General features: G+C 38.3%; 16 protein-coding genes. 4 read left to right on the top strand and 12 right to left on the bottom strand.

Annotated elements, in window-relative coordinates:
- Positions 1–236 precede the first annotated feature (236 nt).
- The 6 genes from AC1M9I_RS09530 to acnD form a co-directional block, all read right to left on the bottom strand.
- The gene (locus AC1M9I_RS09530; protein ID WP_180028325.1) at positions 237–440 is read right to left on the bottom strand and encodes a hypothetical protein; all 204 of its coding nucleotides are present in this window, start codon (positions 438–440) and stop codon (positions 237–239) included.
- Positions 441–685: 245 nt separating this feature from the next.
- Positions 686–1,408, bottom strand: a complete 723-nt coding sequence (locus tag AC1M9I_RS09525) for a hypothetical protein (protein WP_481593566.1) — start codon at positions 1,406–1,408, stop codon at positions 686–688.
- A 36-nt stretch (positions 1,409–1,444) separates the two neighbouring features.
- A complete protein-coding gene (locus AC1M9I_RS09520; RefSeq protein WP_481593565.1) occupies positions 1,445–2,017 on the bottom strand; it encodes a DUF4126 domain-containing protein in 573 nt (190 codons plus the stop codon).
- A 118-nt stretch (positions 2,018–2,135) separates the two neighbouring features.
- Positions 2,136–2,342, bottom strand: coding sequence for a zinc ribbon-containing protein (locus AC1M9I_RS09515; protein WP_481610976.1), 207 nt, complete (start codon positions 2,340–2,342; stop codon positions 2,136–2,138).
- A gap of 48 nt (positions 2,343–2,390) precedes the next feature.
- Positions 2,391–3,818, bottom strand: a complete 1,428-nt coding sequence (locus tag AC1M9I_RS09510; RefSeq protein ID WP_481610975.1) for a hypothetical protein — start codon at positions 3,816–3,818, stop codon at positions 2,391–2,393.
- Between the two features lie 80 nt (positions 3,819–3,898).
- Positions 3,899–6,517, bottom strand: a complete 2,619-nt coding sequence (gene acnD, locus AC1M9I_RS09505; RefSeq protein ID WP_481610974.1) for a Fe/S-dependent 2-methylisocitrate dehydratase AcnD — start codon at positions 6,515–6,517, stop codon at positions 3,899–3,901.
- Positions 6,518–6,789: 272 nt separating this feature from the next.
- Here acnD and ygfZ point away from each other — a divergent pair, with 272 nt between their 5' ends.
- A complete protein-coding gene (gene ygfZ / locus AC1M9I_RS09500; protein WP_481593560.1) occupies positions 6,790–7,512 on the top strand; it encodes a CAF17-like 4Fe-4S cluster assembly/insertion protein YgfZ in 723 nt (240 codons plus the stop codon).
- A gap of 38 nt (positions 7,513–7,550) precedes the next feature.
- Here the strand turns inward: ygfZ and AC1M9I_RS09495 are convergent, their stop codons facing one another.
- The 3 genes from AC1M9I_RS09495 to AC1M9I_RS09485 all read right to left on the bottom strand — a co-directional run bounded on the left by AC1M9I_RS09495 (position 7,551) and on the right by AC1M9I_RS09485 (position 9,737).
- Positions 7,551–8,732, bottom strand: a complete 1,182-nt coding sequence (locus AC1M9I_RS09495) for an MFS transporter (RefSeq protein ID WP_481593559.1) — start codon at positions 8,730–8,732, stop codon at positions 7,551–7,553.
- 27 nt (positions 8,733–8,759) lie between these two features.
- Complete coding sequence (locus AC1M9I_RS09490) at positions 8,760–9,323, bottom strand: TetR/AcrR family transcriptional regulator (RefSeq protein WP_481594976.1); 564 nt, start codon at positions 9,321–9,323, stop codon at positions 8,760–8,762.
- A 168-nt stretch (positions 9,324–9,491) separates the two neighbouring features.
- Entirely contained in the window at positions 9,492–9,737 is a 246-nt protein-coding gene (locus tag AC1M9I_RS09485) for a hypothetical protein (RefSeq protein ID WP_092767507.1), read from the bottom strand.
- Between the two features lie 291 nt (positions 9,738–10,028).
- Between AC1M9I_RS09485 and AC1M9I_RS09480 the strand changes: the two genes are divergently transcribed.
- The gene (locus AC1M9I_RS09480) at positions 10,029–10,829 is read left to right on the top strand and encodes a tetratricopeptide repeat protein (protein WP_092767509.1); all 801 of its coding nucleotides are present in this window, start codon (positions 10,029–10,031) and stop codon (positions 10,827–10,829) included.
- Between the two features lie 108 nt (positions 10,830–10,937).
- On the opposite strand, the gene AC1M9I_RS09475 is transcribed toward AC1M9I_RS09480, so the two are convergent.
- Positions 10,938–11,861, bottom strand: coding sequence for an AEC family transporter (locus AC1M9I_RS09475; RefSeq protein ID WP_481593557.1), 924 nt, complete (start codon positions 11,859–11,861; stop codon positions 10,938–10,940).
- A gap of 97 nt (positions 11,862–11,958) precedes the next feature.
- The gene (locus AC1M9I_RS09470) at positions 11,959–13,077 is read right to left on the bottom strand and encodes an NADH:flavin oxidoreductase/NADH oxidase (protein WP_481589231.1); all 1,119 of its coding nucleotides are present in this window, start codon (positions 13,075–13,077) and stop codon (positions 11,959–11,961) included.
- Between the two features lie 247 nt (positions 13,078–13,324).
- Between AC1M9I_RS09470 and mutM the strand changes: the two genes are divergently transcribed.
- Both mutM and AC1M9I_RS09460 read left to right on the top strand, forming a co-directional pair.
- Positions 13,325–14,179, top strand: a complete 855-nt coding sequence (gene mutM / locus AC1M9I_RS09465; RefSeq protein WP_481590539.1) for a bifunctional DNA-formamidopyrimidine glycosylase/DNA-(apurinic or apyrimidinic site) lyase — start codon at positions 13,325–13,327, stop codon at positions 14,177–14,179.
- Positions 14,176–14,460: a peptidylprolyl isomerase gene (locus tag AC1M9I_RS09460; RefSeq protein WP_035270696.1), complete on the top strand. Its 285-nt coding sequence runs from the start codon at positions 14,176–14,178 to the stop codon at positions 14,458–14,460. The genes mutM and AC1M9I_RS09460 overlap by 4 nt, the downstream gene beginning before the upstream one ends.
- Before the next feature lie 171 nt (positions 14,461–14,631).
- On the opposite strand, the gene mscL is transcribed toward AC1M9I_RS09460, so the two are convergent.
- Positions 14,632–15,066: a large conductance mechanosensitive channel protein MscL gene (gene mscL / locus AC1M9I_RS09455; protein ID WP_035270698.1), complete on the bottom strand. Its 435-nt coding sequence runs from the start codon at positions 15,064–15,066 to the stop codon at positions 14,632–14,634.
- Positions 15,067–15,176: the final 110 nt, after the last annotated feature.

The following is a 15,176-nucleotide window of genomic DNA, read 5'->3' as shown; positions in this document are numbered from 1 at the left end:
CCGTACGCAACTGGTAGCAATCTACTCTTTTCGATCCCGTCACACCCTTGAGATATATAATAGCGAGACTGCGTCGGGATTAATTTCCTAAGATTAACGAATTTTAGCATCGAATAAAAAAATATTTCATATCACCTTATAAATATAATATTTTTTCCCAAATAGGTTCATTGATACACTTTTTTTAGCGATTTTTAGCTAAATATTGCAATTAAAATTCAAGTTGACCTTCCATTTTAGAGACTGGCTTGAATCCAAGATGCAATGCTCCACCACAACATCATGGCAAACATGCCACACATAAGATTAGCTATTACTTTTTGTAGTTGAGATAATTCAGATTTATAAATTTTGAGGTTAATTGTATAAGCAATTGCACCGAGTGAACCACCCACAGCACCACCAATAATCAGTAGTAACAACGGCCAGCCTGCCATCATGTGGACTTTAAAAGGAAGTTTTGCGCGGGATTTTTCTTGTACTGTATTCACAGGGTGATCCTATAAGTTTATTTCAGTCTTCAATGAGCTTAAGTGCTATAAATCTAAAGCAAGCTTTAGACCAATGCTGAGCTAAAATAGCTGTAAAATTGATCGTGGTTTTTAAATATTTAAACAATCTCACTTAAAAATCAAAGATATAGTTTATTCAGAAGTCTGTAAATTCAATTCATCCACTGAATAATTTAGATATTTGCTTGAACAAACGTCAGAATGATAAACAATATTACAGCTAAACCCATTAAAGGCTGTTTAGGCGCAATACTGTTAATTAATCTGGCAATTCTCTGAGCACTCAGCATAAATAATAGAAAAATCAGTAGTGTTGGTAGCGAAATCACCCACATTATTATGTAATAGATGACAAATAAGCTTGTCAAAATAAGACTACCTACAAGCCCCATAATAATTGGATGATGCATCCCGCTCGGTTCCAAATGCAGTGTCTGTGCGAGCGTGTTGTATATCTGAACAAATATTGCTGTAAAATTTAATGAAAAAAGATAGTCCATTATTCCTGCAATAAAAGGCGTTACACTTAAAAAAGCAACTTGCTTTGCCATCGAAAGGATCATGTTTTTATGATCAATTGTCCAGGTCAAAGACAACCAAACAAATATACAAGCAACAAATGCAGCGGACAGAAGATGAAGCAAATAAATTTGTGAAGGCCATAATTTTTGGATAACGAGAAATATAATGATAAAAATTATAGATAAGTAACCATGAATCTTCTTCAACAAAAATAAGCCTGATTTTGCATTTGAATCTTTGAGCTTGTGATTCCAATTTGAAAAATTTTTTTCAGTATTTTGTAAAAAACCATCAATCTTTGGATTCTGTCTAATCAGATCACCCAAAAAGTAAAGCCCAATTAAAACTTGAAATAATGCCAATATATTTTTCATTCTTTATCCGAGATTTTTAATACTTCTTTTATAAATTTACTGAGCATCAGCTTGACGCTGCTTTTTCTTTTTGAACCAACGTACTGTCCAAACCACACCAATTAGTAAAACGATTACTACCAATACTGGTATAAAGAATGACAATACGGAAATCACCAATGCGCTGACCCACTCACCTGTAGAAACCACAGGATTTGCCACGCCACCCGTGGTTGCGGTCGATACACCCCGTGCTGCAACTGTCCCAAGTTGCACTGCTCCTGCTGTTCCACCACCGACGATGATTGCAGCAGCCCAACTTGCAAATTGCGACATTTCGCCAGAGCTGACCGCCATCGTGGTCAGTGTACCCGCCACCAATGCCGCAGGCGTCGCAATAGTATCCAGTAAGTTATCAATCCAAGGAATGTAATACGCCCCGATTTCAAAAATGGTGGCAACACCCAATGCAATACAAACCGATGGCATCGCAAGCCATTCAAAGCCTTTCATCGGTTCAAACCATCCCATGAGGGAGGCAATACTCATCACCAATAAGGGAACAAATACGCGGAAGCCACATGCAGCACTCAATCCTATACCAAGACATAAACCGAGTATTGTTTCCATAGCAAACCTTTTTATTTATATGTTTTTAATTTTCTTAAGGTAACAAAAAAGCCCTATGGTGTAATAGGGCTTTTGTTTAAAACAGTGGTGTCTGTTTTAGTGTGTTTGCTTGAGCGAATTATTTTTTAAATTGATTGCTTAAGCATTTGGTACACGGTGGTAAACGATCAGTACCAATTTCTAAGTAAGCACGATGCCCACATTGAACGCAAAAATAGAAACCTGTTCCCGGTTTAGAGCCAGCTGTAACCATTTTTGTTCTCCGTATATTTTTAGAAATGGTGAGATCACTATAACGGAGTGTGAATGACTTTTTATTGTCCATTTCGACAGATGATGGTGGCGATTGGGCGAAGTTATATTGAGCTTATTACTACTCATCCGCCACACTCGCCGATGCCTTAGGAATAGCATTTACAACAATGACCTCTAAATTATTAAGTTTTTTGTTTTGAACTAGGTCATTAAATTTCTTCCATCGTGATTTTGTTATTCCTTCATTATAGAGAACTAAATATATTCCTCTTTGAGACTTTTCAGCCTTTTGATAAATTGGAAGCTGCTTTTCGTATCCATGTGTTAATTGATTGTTTGACGTTAGTTTCACTTCAACTAAGACTTTTATAGATGCGCCCATACTTATTTTAAAATCAACTGGACCTCTACCTGCATCAGCTTCAGGAGATAAATCTAAATTATTTGCGTAACAATACGCACAAGCTATACCAAAAAACAGTAATTGTGCAGCTGACTCATGCTTTCTTTTATCCTTATCGTCATAAAGTAATTTACTTAAACCATTATTTTCAATTAATTCCTTAAAATGTAGGCAAATTTTTTCGACAATCTTGTATACATCATCTAAAGATGGCTCTTTATTTAAAGCTAATTCTAAAGGTTTATCTGCTAATACTTTTTGAGCAGTCCTATACCAAATTACTTCACCTGTTTTATCTTCATTAAAATTATAGTAATTAGGTTTAGATTTTGAATATGCATCTAGTAAATCTTTTAACAAATCAGGATGAGATATAAAAACATTTTTTACATGTGTTTTCTTTTCCTTTAGCGTGACTGTTTTATATGCATTTCCTAATAAATCGTTAAAAAATTCTCTTAGCTCCTCATTGTGAGATTTTATCCAATTCAGATCAGCAAATTCATGTGCAATAGGTAAATCTCTGAGGAACTCTTTAGGAACTAATATAATTGGTTCATTATTATAGGGATTCTCAGGCAACATGGCTGGCTTATAATGTTTAGAAAACTTCAATTCTTTTAATTCAATTCCAACCTCAATTGATACTCTTTGAGTATAAGCAATTAACTCTTCAATCAAGATATTTGTTGTCATATCACTGATCAGATCAGGCCCAACACCATCTTCAAAAGCTCCAATTAATTCAAAAATTGCTGGGTCATCATTTCCTGCATCAACTATTGCTTTTATATTCGCCAAAATCTGTGCTTTTTTCTTATCTCCAATGCCACTTCCTTGCGTACTTGTGGAATATCCTATACTAAAGCCTTTAATTTCATTGGTTTTAAAAAAATTTAGAGCATTTTTCCAAAAAAGATCTGATTTAGAAGTATTTTTGGCTTTTTTTAATATTCGAATGATATTTTCAAAAAATTTTTGAATTTTTAAATATGCCTTTTGAAATTCTGGAATTTTACAATCTCTTATTAAACTTGGATCAATAAAAAGTCTTGTATCAACTCCTAAAATTGGATCAAAAGCCCCCGTAGCTTCAAATTTCAATTTATCAACTTTAAAAGCATCTACTAAACTTATAATCATTCTTCTAGCTCAATAAGTAAATAATCCTACACTAATGTAGGATTATTTTTAAGCAATTTCAATTACATTACACTTAAAGTCTAAGCCACATTCCCTTCTAAGAAATCCTGTGCAAAGCGTTGTAATACCCCGCCCGCTTCATACACAGACACTTCTTCTTCGGTATCCAAACGACACGTTACAGGCACTTCTATGGTTTGATTTTTACCATCCGCCGTTGAGCGCTCAATAACTAAAGTCAAAGTCGAACGAGGTGCAATATTCCCAATCACGCTATACAGCTCTGTACCATCCAAACCTAAAGTTTTACGGTCAGTCCCTGCTTTAAACTCAAGCGGTAACACGCCCATACCGACTAAGTTGGTACGGTGAATACGCTCGAAACCTTCAGCTACAATGGCTTCAACACCTGCAAGGCGTACACCTTTCGCAGCCCAGTCACGGCTTGAACCTTGTCCGTAATCTTTCCCTGCAATAATAATTAAAGGCTGTTTACGGTTCATGTAGGTTTCAATGGCTTCCCACATACGCATCACTTCGCCTTCAGGCTCTACACGCGCTTTTGAACCTTGCTTAATCGTACCGTCCGAACGTACCACCATTTCGTTATACAATTTCGGATTGGCAAAGGTCGCACGTTGTGCCGTTAAATGGTCACCACGGTGCGTTGCGTATGAGTTAAAGTCTTCCTCAGGCACGCCCATTTTATGTAGATATTCACCTGCTGCCGAATCCATCATAATCGCATTCGATGGTGATAAATGGTCTGTGGTGATGTTATCGCCTAAAATCGCAAGCGGACGCATATTGGCTAAAGTACGTGGTGCTGCAAGTGCGCCTTCCCAATATGGCGGACGGCGGATATAAGTACTTTGCGGACGCCAATCATACAATGGGCTTGCAGCTTGAACTTTCTCACCCAAATCAAACATTGGGATATACACTTTCTTAAATTGCTCAGGTTTTACCGCAACTTTTACCAGTGCATCAATTTCTTCATCAGATGGCCAAATGTCTTTGAGGTAAATTGGGTTACCGTCTTTATCGTACCCTAGCGCATCAGTTTCGATGTCAAACCGAATCGTCCCTGCAATCGCATACGCCACAACTAAAGGTGGAGATGCCAAGAATGCTTGTTTTGCATACGGGTGGATACGACCATCGAAGTTACGGTTACCTGATAAAACAGCCGTTGCGTAGAGGTCACGGTCGATAATTTCTTGTTGGATTTTTGGATCTAACGCACCTGACATCCCGTTACATGTGGTACATGCATACGCCACGATACCAAAACCGAGTTTTTCTAAATCACCGAGTACACCTGCTTCTTCTAAATACAATGCTGCGGCTTTAGAACCCGGTGCAAAAGATGATTTCACCCACGGCTTACGCACTAAGCCGAGTTCATTCGCTTTACGAGCAAGCAAGCCAGCTGCAACCGTATTACGTGGGTTAGAGGTATTGGTACAAGAGGTAATCGCAGCGATGATGATTGCACCATCAGGCATTAAGCCTTCTGCTTCCTGAGCACGTGCTGCATCTAAATTACCCGCAATGCCTTTGGCTTTTAAATCACTTGTCGATACACGGGCATGTGGGTTTGATGGCCCTGCAATATTACGAGTCACTGTAGATAGGTCAAAACGAAGTACACGTGGGTACTCAGCTTTGGTCATATCACTTGCCCAAAGACCAATTTCTTTGGCGTAGGTTTCTACAAGCTTCACTTGCTCAGGCTCACGACCTGTCAGCGTTAAATAATCAATGGTGTTTTGGTCGATATAGAACATCGCCGCCGTTGCACCATATTCAGGGGTCATATTCGAGATCGTTGCACGGTCACCAATCGACATGGTGTCCGCACCTTCGCCAAAGAACTCTAAATAAGCACCGACGACTCGCTCTTTACGCAAGAACTCAGTTAAAGCCAATACGATATCAGTTGCGGTAATACCCGGCTTACGCTGACCAATCAGTTCTACGCCGATAATGTCAGGGAGACGCATCCAAGATGCACGGCCAAGCATCACGTTTTCAGCTTCTAAGCCACCGACACCAATTGAAATGACACCTAAAGCATCGGTATGTGGGGTATGTGAATCAGTACCCACACACGTATCAGGGAAAGCTACGCCACCACGGTTTTGAATCACAGGTGACATCTTTTCCAAATTGATTTGGTGCATGATGCCGTTACCCGCAGGGATTACATCTACATTTTCAAATGCTGTTTTTGTCCACTCAATAAAATGGAAACGGTCTTCATTACGGCGATCTTCAATCGCACGGTTTTTCTCAAATGCATCAGGATCAAAACCACCGTACTCGACTGCGAGTGAGTGATCGACAATCAGCTGAGTTGGTACCACTGGATTGACTTTAGATGGGTCTCCACCTTGATCGGCAATCGCATCACGCAAACCTGCAAGGTCCACCAATGCTGTTTGACCTAAAATATCGTGGCAAACCACACGTGCTGGATACCAAGGGAAATCGTGGTCTTGTTTATTAAAGATTAATTCTTTAAGAGACTGCTCTAAAATTGCAGGATCGCAACGGCGTACCAATTGCTCTGCAAGCACTTTAGAAGTATATGGGAGTTTTGCGTATGCGCCTGGCTGAATATCTTCAACGGCTTGACGCACATCATAATATTCGAGCTGGGTACCTTGCAGTGGTTTACGGTAGTTGTTATTCATCGCGTTCCTGCCTTGCCTTGAGCATCTTTTTTCTAAACTTTCTAAACATTTTGTTGTTGATGAGACTTCATCATTTGTGTTGGCATAGTACACTGCTGAAAGTCCATTTCCCAAATCTTATATATTTCATACACTTAGGTATAAAAAACAGGGTTTTTGAAATATTTTGTTTCAAATAACGCAGATAAATAAGCAGTTATGTGCTTTTTTTTGAAAAATAGTGGAAAATTGGGATAATTCTTTAGTATTAGATTCAGATTCGAGCATAGAAAATGAACAATTTATCTTTCTCCTCATTTACGCTTAATGGCGTGGATGCTCAAAAATTTTTACAAGGTCAAGTGACGTTGCATGTTGAACGCCTTGAGGAAAATATCACGCGCTACACAGCAATTTGTGATTTAAAAGGTCGAATTCACTTTGGTTTATGGTTAACAAAGCTGAATCCTGAAAGCTTTGTCATTGTCACCACTCAAGATCAAGCTGAAGAATTTTCCAAACACATTAAAAAATTCGGTGCTTTTTCCAAAATGAAACTTGAAGAAGCTAGTCAGGTCTATCCTACGCTTCAAGGTGACACCACAAAGTTCTCAGCAGAAGTAACAGATATTGCCGCTTGGCAAGTTCAGGCCATTCAACAGGGTCAAGCTTACATTGATCAAGCCATTGAACACGTGTTCCAACCCCAAGAACTTCGTTTACATCAACGTGAAGGCGTTCACTATGACAAGGGTTGTTACTTGGGTCAGGAAGTGATTGCACGTTTATGGTTTAAAGCTAAACCGAAAGCGTGGTTACATTTAATTCAGGGTACAGGTGCTGTACCTGCAGAAGCTGAACAACTCGATAAAAGTGTACAAGTCGTCAATAGTGCGCCATTCGAAAACGGTTATATCGCTTTGGTGGTAGCACGTCCTGAAGCATTAGCAGAGTTAGACGTGACTGTTTTAGATTTGCCTGAGTATTTAAATGGTGATGTGGCTAGACCACAGTAAAATAATCTAAAAAAACCTCCATTTAGGAGGTTTTTTTATTAACTAATAGGCTGAGGATTTGGAACATATTTCCGGTAAATGATCAGGTTTAATATGACCAATACCGCACAACACCAGTACATAAATTCAAAGCTCCATTGTGCAATAACCAATCCCATTACAACTGAACCAACTGCCAGACCAATATCAAAACAAATAAAGAATGTTGATATTGCATGCCCCATCCGATGTTTATCTACGGTTTGAATGGTGAGCGTTTGCAAACAAGGAAATACTGAACCATATCCAATTCCAATAAAAATTGCAGATAACCACAACATCCACTGATTATTGACTAGTGTTACGACCACAAGTCCAATCGCAAAAAATATAAAAGAAGGAACGATAACAGCACGCGGACCTTGACGATCATAAATTTTACCAACCCAAGGTCTTACAATTAACATCGAAACCGCAAACAATATAAAAAATACACTGGTATACGCCAGCAGCTGTTTGCTCTCACTGTAAACCGTAATAAAACTGGTAATACTCGAGTAAGCAAAAGCTGTAAGTAAAGCAACACCACTTACAGCAAAAACTTTAGGCTCAAGAAAATCGTCTAGCTTAAAACCTTTTTTATTCATTTTATTTTGCTGAGGTATCTGATTCGCTGGAATATTTAATAGCCAGCTAAAAATTAGACCTACACTGATGAGCACCGCGAGAGCACCGAATAAAATTTGGAAGCTATAAAATTGAATCATGGTAAGCGCAATTAACGGTCCAAATACCACACCTAGGTTAGTTGACATCACATAATAGCCCATGCCTTCACCTTTACGATGCTCAGGAATAAAGTCATTCGCGACTGGAACAGCCACAGTGGTCAGCACACTAAACCATATCCCATGTAAAAATCGTATAAGCAACAATGACCACATGTTATCAATGAATAAATAAGCAAATGCAAAGACCGCAAAAAACGTGCTCGATCCACGCATAGTGAGTCGCTTACCCATTTTTTGAATGATCATGCCTGAAAATGGTCGTACTGCTATTGATGAGGCGAGAAAAAGCGTTAACGCTAATCCTGCTTCTTCAACTGATCCCGCTAAATCCTTCACAATGTAAATCGGAAGGACAGCCAACATGGCAAAGTAGTAAATAAAAACAAATAAATTATTTAATACACACAAGATAAATGAACGATTCCAAAATCGTTCGGTGGTTACACTCATGAAAATCTACTCTTGTCGCATTAATGTTTAGGCGTGAGGACGTAATGGATCTAAACTCAGTTTGACCAATTGACGGATATAGTGCTCATCAGGCAAATGATTAAAAAAAATAATTTGGTAATGAATAGGACCATACAGTCGATCAAGTACCAAATCATAGTGATCATGTTCAATCAGCTCCCCCGCCTCAATCGCCTGTTGGATCAGTTGATGCAGTTGAACTCGTTTAGGTAATAAATATTGCTTGAAGAATGTTGCAGCCAATTCACGATGATTCGCCATAACCACCAACATCGCTCGTCCCACTGGATGATCTAAAGCCTTAGCCAAACGAAGCAATTGTTGATTAAGATTTTGTTCAAGGTCGAGCTCTGGCTCAAACTCAAAAATTGAGAGTGTGAGCTCTTTAAAGGTGTCCAGAACCAATTCAGATTTATGTGACCACCATCGATAAATAGTCGACTTTCCCACCCCAGCACGTGAAGCAATGTCTTCTACTGTCAGTTGGTGATATTCCACTTCATTCAAAGCCTGTTTGACTGAAGCTAAAATACATGATCGGCGTCGTGCACTTTTGTCTTCGCTTGCCATGAAATCCCCGAAATAAAACGATACGTTTCGTATCGTTTTATAATAAAGAGTTTTTATTGATAAAGATATGAAAATAAGACCAAGGCATTAGATAGAATAGATTTTAACTCTCAATCGATTGAGAGATGACTCATAAAAAAAACCTCCTATATCGCTAGGAGGTTTATTCTAAAAGCCATGAAATAGTTTATTCATATCCTTCACCACATAATCTTTAAAATGAAATGCTCTCGCGTGTTTAGCATCAAACTTTACGGTTAAATCACCTTTTTGGAATACATACACTCGATTCTCCTGACTCACCAAATACTGCTCCCCAAGTTTCAATAAGAGCGCATCTATCTTTTGTTCATCTGGGATTGAATCATCTTGAAAAACTTTATCGTAATTACGTTTAATGCCTTTTATAAACATCGTTGACCACCTCATTGCACAATGCGTATTTAAGCAAAAACATCGAAGAACTACTAGTGGATTAAAATTTTGGTTAAATCCATATATTCAAGGCTGAACAACATAAATCCAGTGTCGTTTATATGCTTATACTGCAATACACACACTTTATTCACAAAGCGAAGATAAATTTGAAGGATGTATACATATTCTATATTTACATTCACATAATTCGGACTATGATGAAATGGTATAAAACTCTATTTACATCAAATAAATAGGGTTGCTTTTTAAGATAGGTATAAAACAATTATGAAAAAAATATTATGTGGTGCTTTACTCGCTGTTGCCACCTCATTTAGCTTCGCTGCCGCACCAGTCGATCCTGCATTCAGCAAAGTACAGGAACTGATTCAAGCAAAGAATTACAATGCGGCCTACCAAGAACTTGAACGCTTATCAAAAGCAGGGAATCCTCAAGCGACTTATAACTTGGCATATCTCACTCAAGCTGGTCAAGGAACCAAACAAGACAACAAAAAAGCAGTACAACTCTATGAACAAGCTGGCACTGCAGGCTATCCTTTAGCCAATTATGTATTGGCGCAAAACTATGCCACTGGCGGCTTGGGTCTGACCAAAAATGAAAAAAAATCTCGTGAATACTTAGATAAAGCTGCAGCTCAAGGTTTTGAAGATGCGATTGTTGAATCTGCTGTTCTACTGTTCTCTGAAGGTAAAGAACAATCTGATAAGCTCGCTTTGCAAAAACTTGATCCTTTAATTAAGAAAGGAAGTTATCCAGCCATTCATGCTCGTGCTTTATACGATATTTCATTAGGCTTCAAAACCAAAACTGAAGCGCCTGTGAAAAAAGGTTTAGCGAGCATTCAAGATTTAGGTAAAAAAGGATACATCCCTGCGCTTATGGCCATTGGTAACATGTTCGTAAACGGAAATATCGTTCCGCAAAACCTACCTGAGGCAAAAAAAATATTTAGTGCTTTAGCAGATGAAAATATTCCTCAAGCCAAAGAAAATCTAGCGATCGTGAACAAACTGATTGCTGAGAATGCAAAAAAACCTGCAGCAAATACGAAAGCTAAATCTTAAGCATTAATTTAAATATTAAACCGATGCTCAAATACAAAAACCCTATCGCAAGATAGGGTTTTCTTATATGAAAAGGAGATTTATGATTAAATTCTAAGTTTTATTCAATTACCACCATAAAATAATTAATCCAGCAGTCACAATAAATCCAATGACTGTACTCATCAATAAAGGTGTAATTGCACGATCATTGAGTCCATATGCTTGTCCCAGCATTCCAAATAATGCAGGTGTAGGTAAAGCTGCAATCAATGTCCCTACATACACGATATCCATCGGTGCTTGAGCAATAAATCGTAGAGTCAAATACATGAGTATTGGAAAAATAAAGTTGGATGATAGAACAATATAAAGACTCTGCTGGTTGACATATTTTAAGGTTAAACCTACGACGCTCCCGCCAATCACAAATAACGCCAAAGGAGATGCCGTCTGACCAATCATTAAGAAAACTTGATCTATATAATGCGGCAGTTTAACCTGAAAAACCGCGCACAAAATTCCGATTACCACACCAATAAACAATGGATTTTTACATAAGTTTATAAAGTTATTTTTTAATGTATTGAGTACTGCTTGCTGATTTTGAGCTTGCAACCCCGCAATAAATAAAGCTGCTGGAACAAGAAAAACACTTTCGATAATTACAATTAAAGAAGTAAAAGCAAGCGCAATATGACCAATCAATAGACTTAAAATGGCCGTACCAAGTAGTCCAGTATTAGACATTGACGCTCCAATCGAGAGGATGGCAGCATCACTTAAATTGTTTTTAAAATGCTTTACCAAAATCCCTAAAGCGATTGCAAATACAAAGGCGGTCACCACAATATAACTGTAAAAAAGTTCAGGTTGCCATATTGCACCAAGATCTTTTGATGAAAGCGCTTGTAAAAATAGAGCAGGTAAAGCGACTCGAATGACGAATGTACCAACAATAGAGACTTGTTCCTTGCTAAGTAAATTCAGTTTAACCGAGGCATATCCCGAAAAAAGCAGTAAAAAAATCGGAATAATGACCGATAAAACCATGACTTAGCATCCCTAGCTATTGTATGAGTTAGTCAAATTATCATACAACAGCCGTAATTACCCAAGATGACTTTTTAAGTATACCTTTATGCCTATTTTATCTATCAGCATATGGCTTAAATAATGATTTCACATCATGCGGTTGGCATCGTAAATATTGCGGACTAATTTCAACCTCTGCTTTTAATTGAGCAGCAGCATGCCATGGCCATCTTGGATTAAATAGTATTGCCCTTGCGAGCCCGATTGCATCAGCTTTGCCTTGTTGTAAGACATCTTCCGCCTGTTGAGGTTCAGTGATCAGCCCAACAGCAATCACTGGAATGTCTACGTGTTTCTTGATTGCTTCCGCAAATGGAACTTGGTAATTAGGACCAATCTGAATATTTTGATCGACATGTAATCCACCAGATGATGCATGGATATAAACTGCACCAAGTTTTTCTAATGCCTTTGATAACCCAATTGAGTCATCAATATTCCATCCCTTTTCTTGCTCCATCCAGTCTGTTGCAGACAAACGAACACCGATTGGATAGTTGTCTGGAACAGCATTTTTGATCGCCTGAAAAACCTCTAAAGTTAGACGAATGCGATTCTCAAAACTTCCACCATATTCATCTGTTCTTCGATTAGATAAAGGGGACATAAATTGATGTAATAGATAACCATGAGCCGCGTGGACTTCGATGAGATCAAAACCTGCATCTACAGATCTGACTGCTGCAGTTGCAAAGTCATCGATAATTTTTTTGATTTCCTCGATACTTAATTCATGAGGAGCCTGATCATCTGGATTAAATGGTAAATCACTTGCAGATACCGTTTGCCAGCCATGTTCATGATTCGATGAGAATTGACCACGTCCCAACCATGGTTTATCAGTTGAAGCTTTACGTCCCGCGTGCGCTAACTGAATGGCGATTGGCGTTGGAGCAATCGATTTTACCTTATCAATCAATGCTTTTAATTGTGCACGTTGTAAATCATTCCATAACCCTAAATCTGCAAAACTGATACGACCTACAGCTTGTACCGCAGTTGCTTCAATAATATATAATCCAGCTCCCGACAATGCATAACTCGCCCATTGTTGTTCATGCCAAAAACTATGCTCCCCTGCTTCATTCGCAGAATACTGACACATGGGAGCAATAATAATTCTATTTTTGAGTGATAAATTTCCGAATTGAATTGGCTCAAATAATTTTGCCACACTGAATCTCCCTGATTTTAAATTGATTTATTTGTAGCAGTGTACAACGCATTTACGTGATAAATCATCTAAGTTCATTTCATCATTGAATGCTTTAAAAAACATTTTAAAACTTAACCATGAAGGCACTAGATGGATTGTGTATCATATTCTGTTCAAGCGTAATATCTTGTAGTTCACTCGATGCTGCTTGCAATATCCTCATTTAACCCAATATTTTTCTACTCGCCCATTTAACAGAGTTTCCATGCCTGAATTACCTGAAGTTGAAACCACGAAAACCAGCTTGCTCCCTTTGCTGAATCAAAAAGTACTTTCTGTTCAAGTCAATAATTCAAGTCTGAGATGGCCTATACCAAATGATGTAAATCAATTGGTCGGTCAACGACTGATAGGGCTAACACGTCGATCCAAATATATTTTGGCACAATTTGAAAATGTGACCATGTTATGGCACTTGGGAATGTCTGGAAGCTTTCGTTTGAGTGATTCACGTGATGCGTTGAGAAAGCATGATCATTTCATCATTCAATTCGATGATATCCAATTACGCTACCACGATCCTCGTCGTTTTGGTTGCATTTTATGGCTGGATGATCATGCTCAATCCAAACTTTTAGATACGCTTGGACCTGAACCTTTAAGTGAATCTTTCAATGCTGACTATCTAGAGCAGAAATTTAAAAATAAGAGTGTTGCAGTCAAAGTTGCAATTATGGATAACCACATTGTTGTGGGTGTTGGAAATATTTACGCAACTGAAAGTCTGTTTAATTTGGGCATTCATCCTGCACAACCCGCCTCTAGTCTTACACGGCCACAAATTGAAAAATTTGTCATTGAAATAAAACGAATCCTTAAACAAGCAATTGATTTAGGCGGATCTACTTTACGTGATTACACCAATGCCATGGGCGAAAATGGCTACTTTCAACAAACGCTATTGGCTTATGGGCGCGCTGGTGAAATGTGCATCAACTGTGAAACAACTTTAGAAAATATTAAACTCGGGCAACGTGCTTCTGTTTTTTGCCCTGAGTGTCAACCGCTTAAGCGACCTCAAGCCTCAAAGAATCCTGTATCAAAGGTAAAATCCAAATGAAATCAGCAATTGTTCGGCATATTTTAGTCAAAGATAAAGACCTGTGTATCCAACTTAAACAAAAGCTTAAAGACGGTGCTGATTTTGCTAAAATTGCTAAACAACATTCAACTTGCCCCTCAGGAAAAAAAGGAGGGGAATTAGGTGAGGTGAAGAAAGGACAATTGGTTGGTCCTATCGATAAGGCAGTTTTTAGTTTGGCTGAACGTGAATTACATGGACCAATTAAGAGTCAATTCGGCTGGCATTTACTCGAAATTAAATTTCGTATGGATCTTTAAACTTCCTGGATTTCCCTCTCCTTTTAGGAGATGAGAATCATCGCTTCGCAAGAAAGAGCTAAGAATCAATCCCTCCCAGCTTCCCTTTGACAAAGGGGGATTTCGGGCGATTTAAAAAAATGATGAGATATAAAAAACGGCGCATTTAGCGCCGTTTTCATTGTAAAAGCATTAACCTTTACGTTTTAATTCGTCACGAATTTCACGAAGTAATTCGATATCTTCTGGAGTAGCTTCAGGTGCTGGAGCTTCCTCCTCTTGCTTACGACGCATTTTATTCATCAATTTCACTAACCAGAATACCACCCATGCAAGCAGGATGAAGTTAATGAGAATCGTCAAGAAATTACCGTAAGCCAAAACATTTAAACCTGCTTCTTGAGCAGCAGCAAGCGTTGTAAGGTTATTTGGATTATCGCCCAATACAACAAACCAGTTTGAATAATCTACATCACCGCCTAAGATCCAACTGATAATTGGCATGATGACATCTTTAACCATTGAATCGATGATTTTACCAAACGCCCCACCTATGATCACACCGACCGCCAGATCCATTACATTGCCTTTTACGGCAAATTCTTTAAACTCTTTAATAATGCTCATTTTTTCTCCAAAATTTTTCTATGCATTAATGTGACATAATATACATTATTCTTAATGATATTTCCGTCTATACTCGTTGGTTTTCCACCAAAATCATAAGTATCTCTGTT

The organism is Acinetobacter sp. ANC_7553, from assembly GCF_056779895.1.
This window is presented reverse-complemented; position numbering and strand designations above follow the sequence as displayed.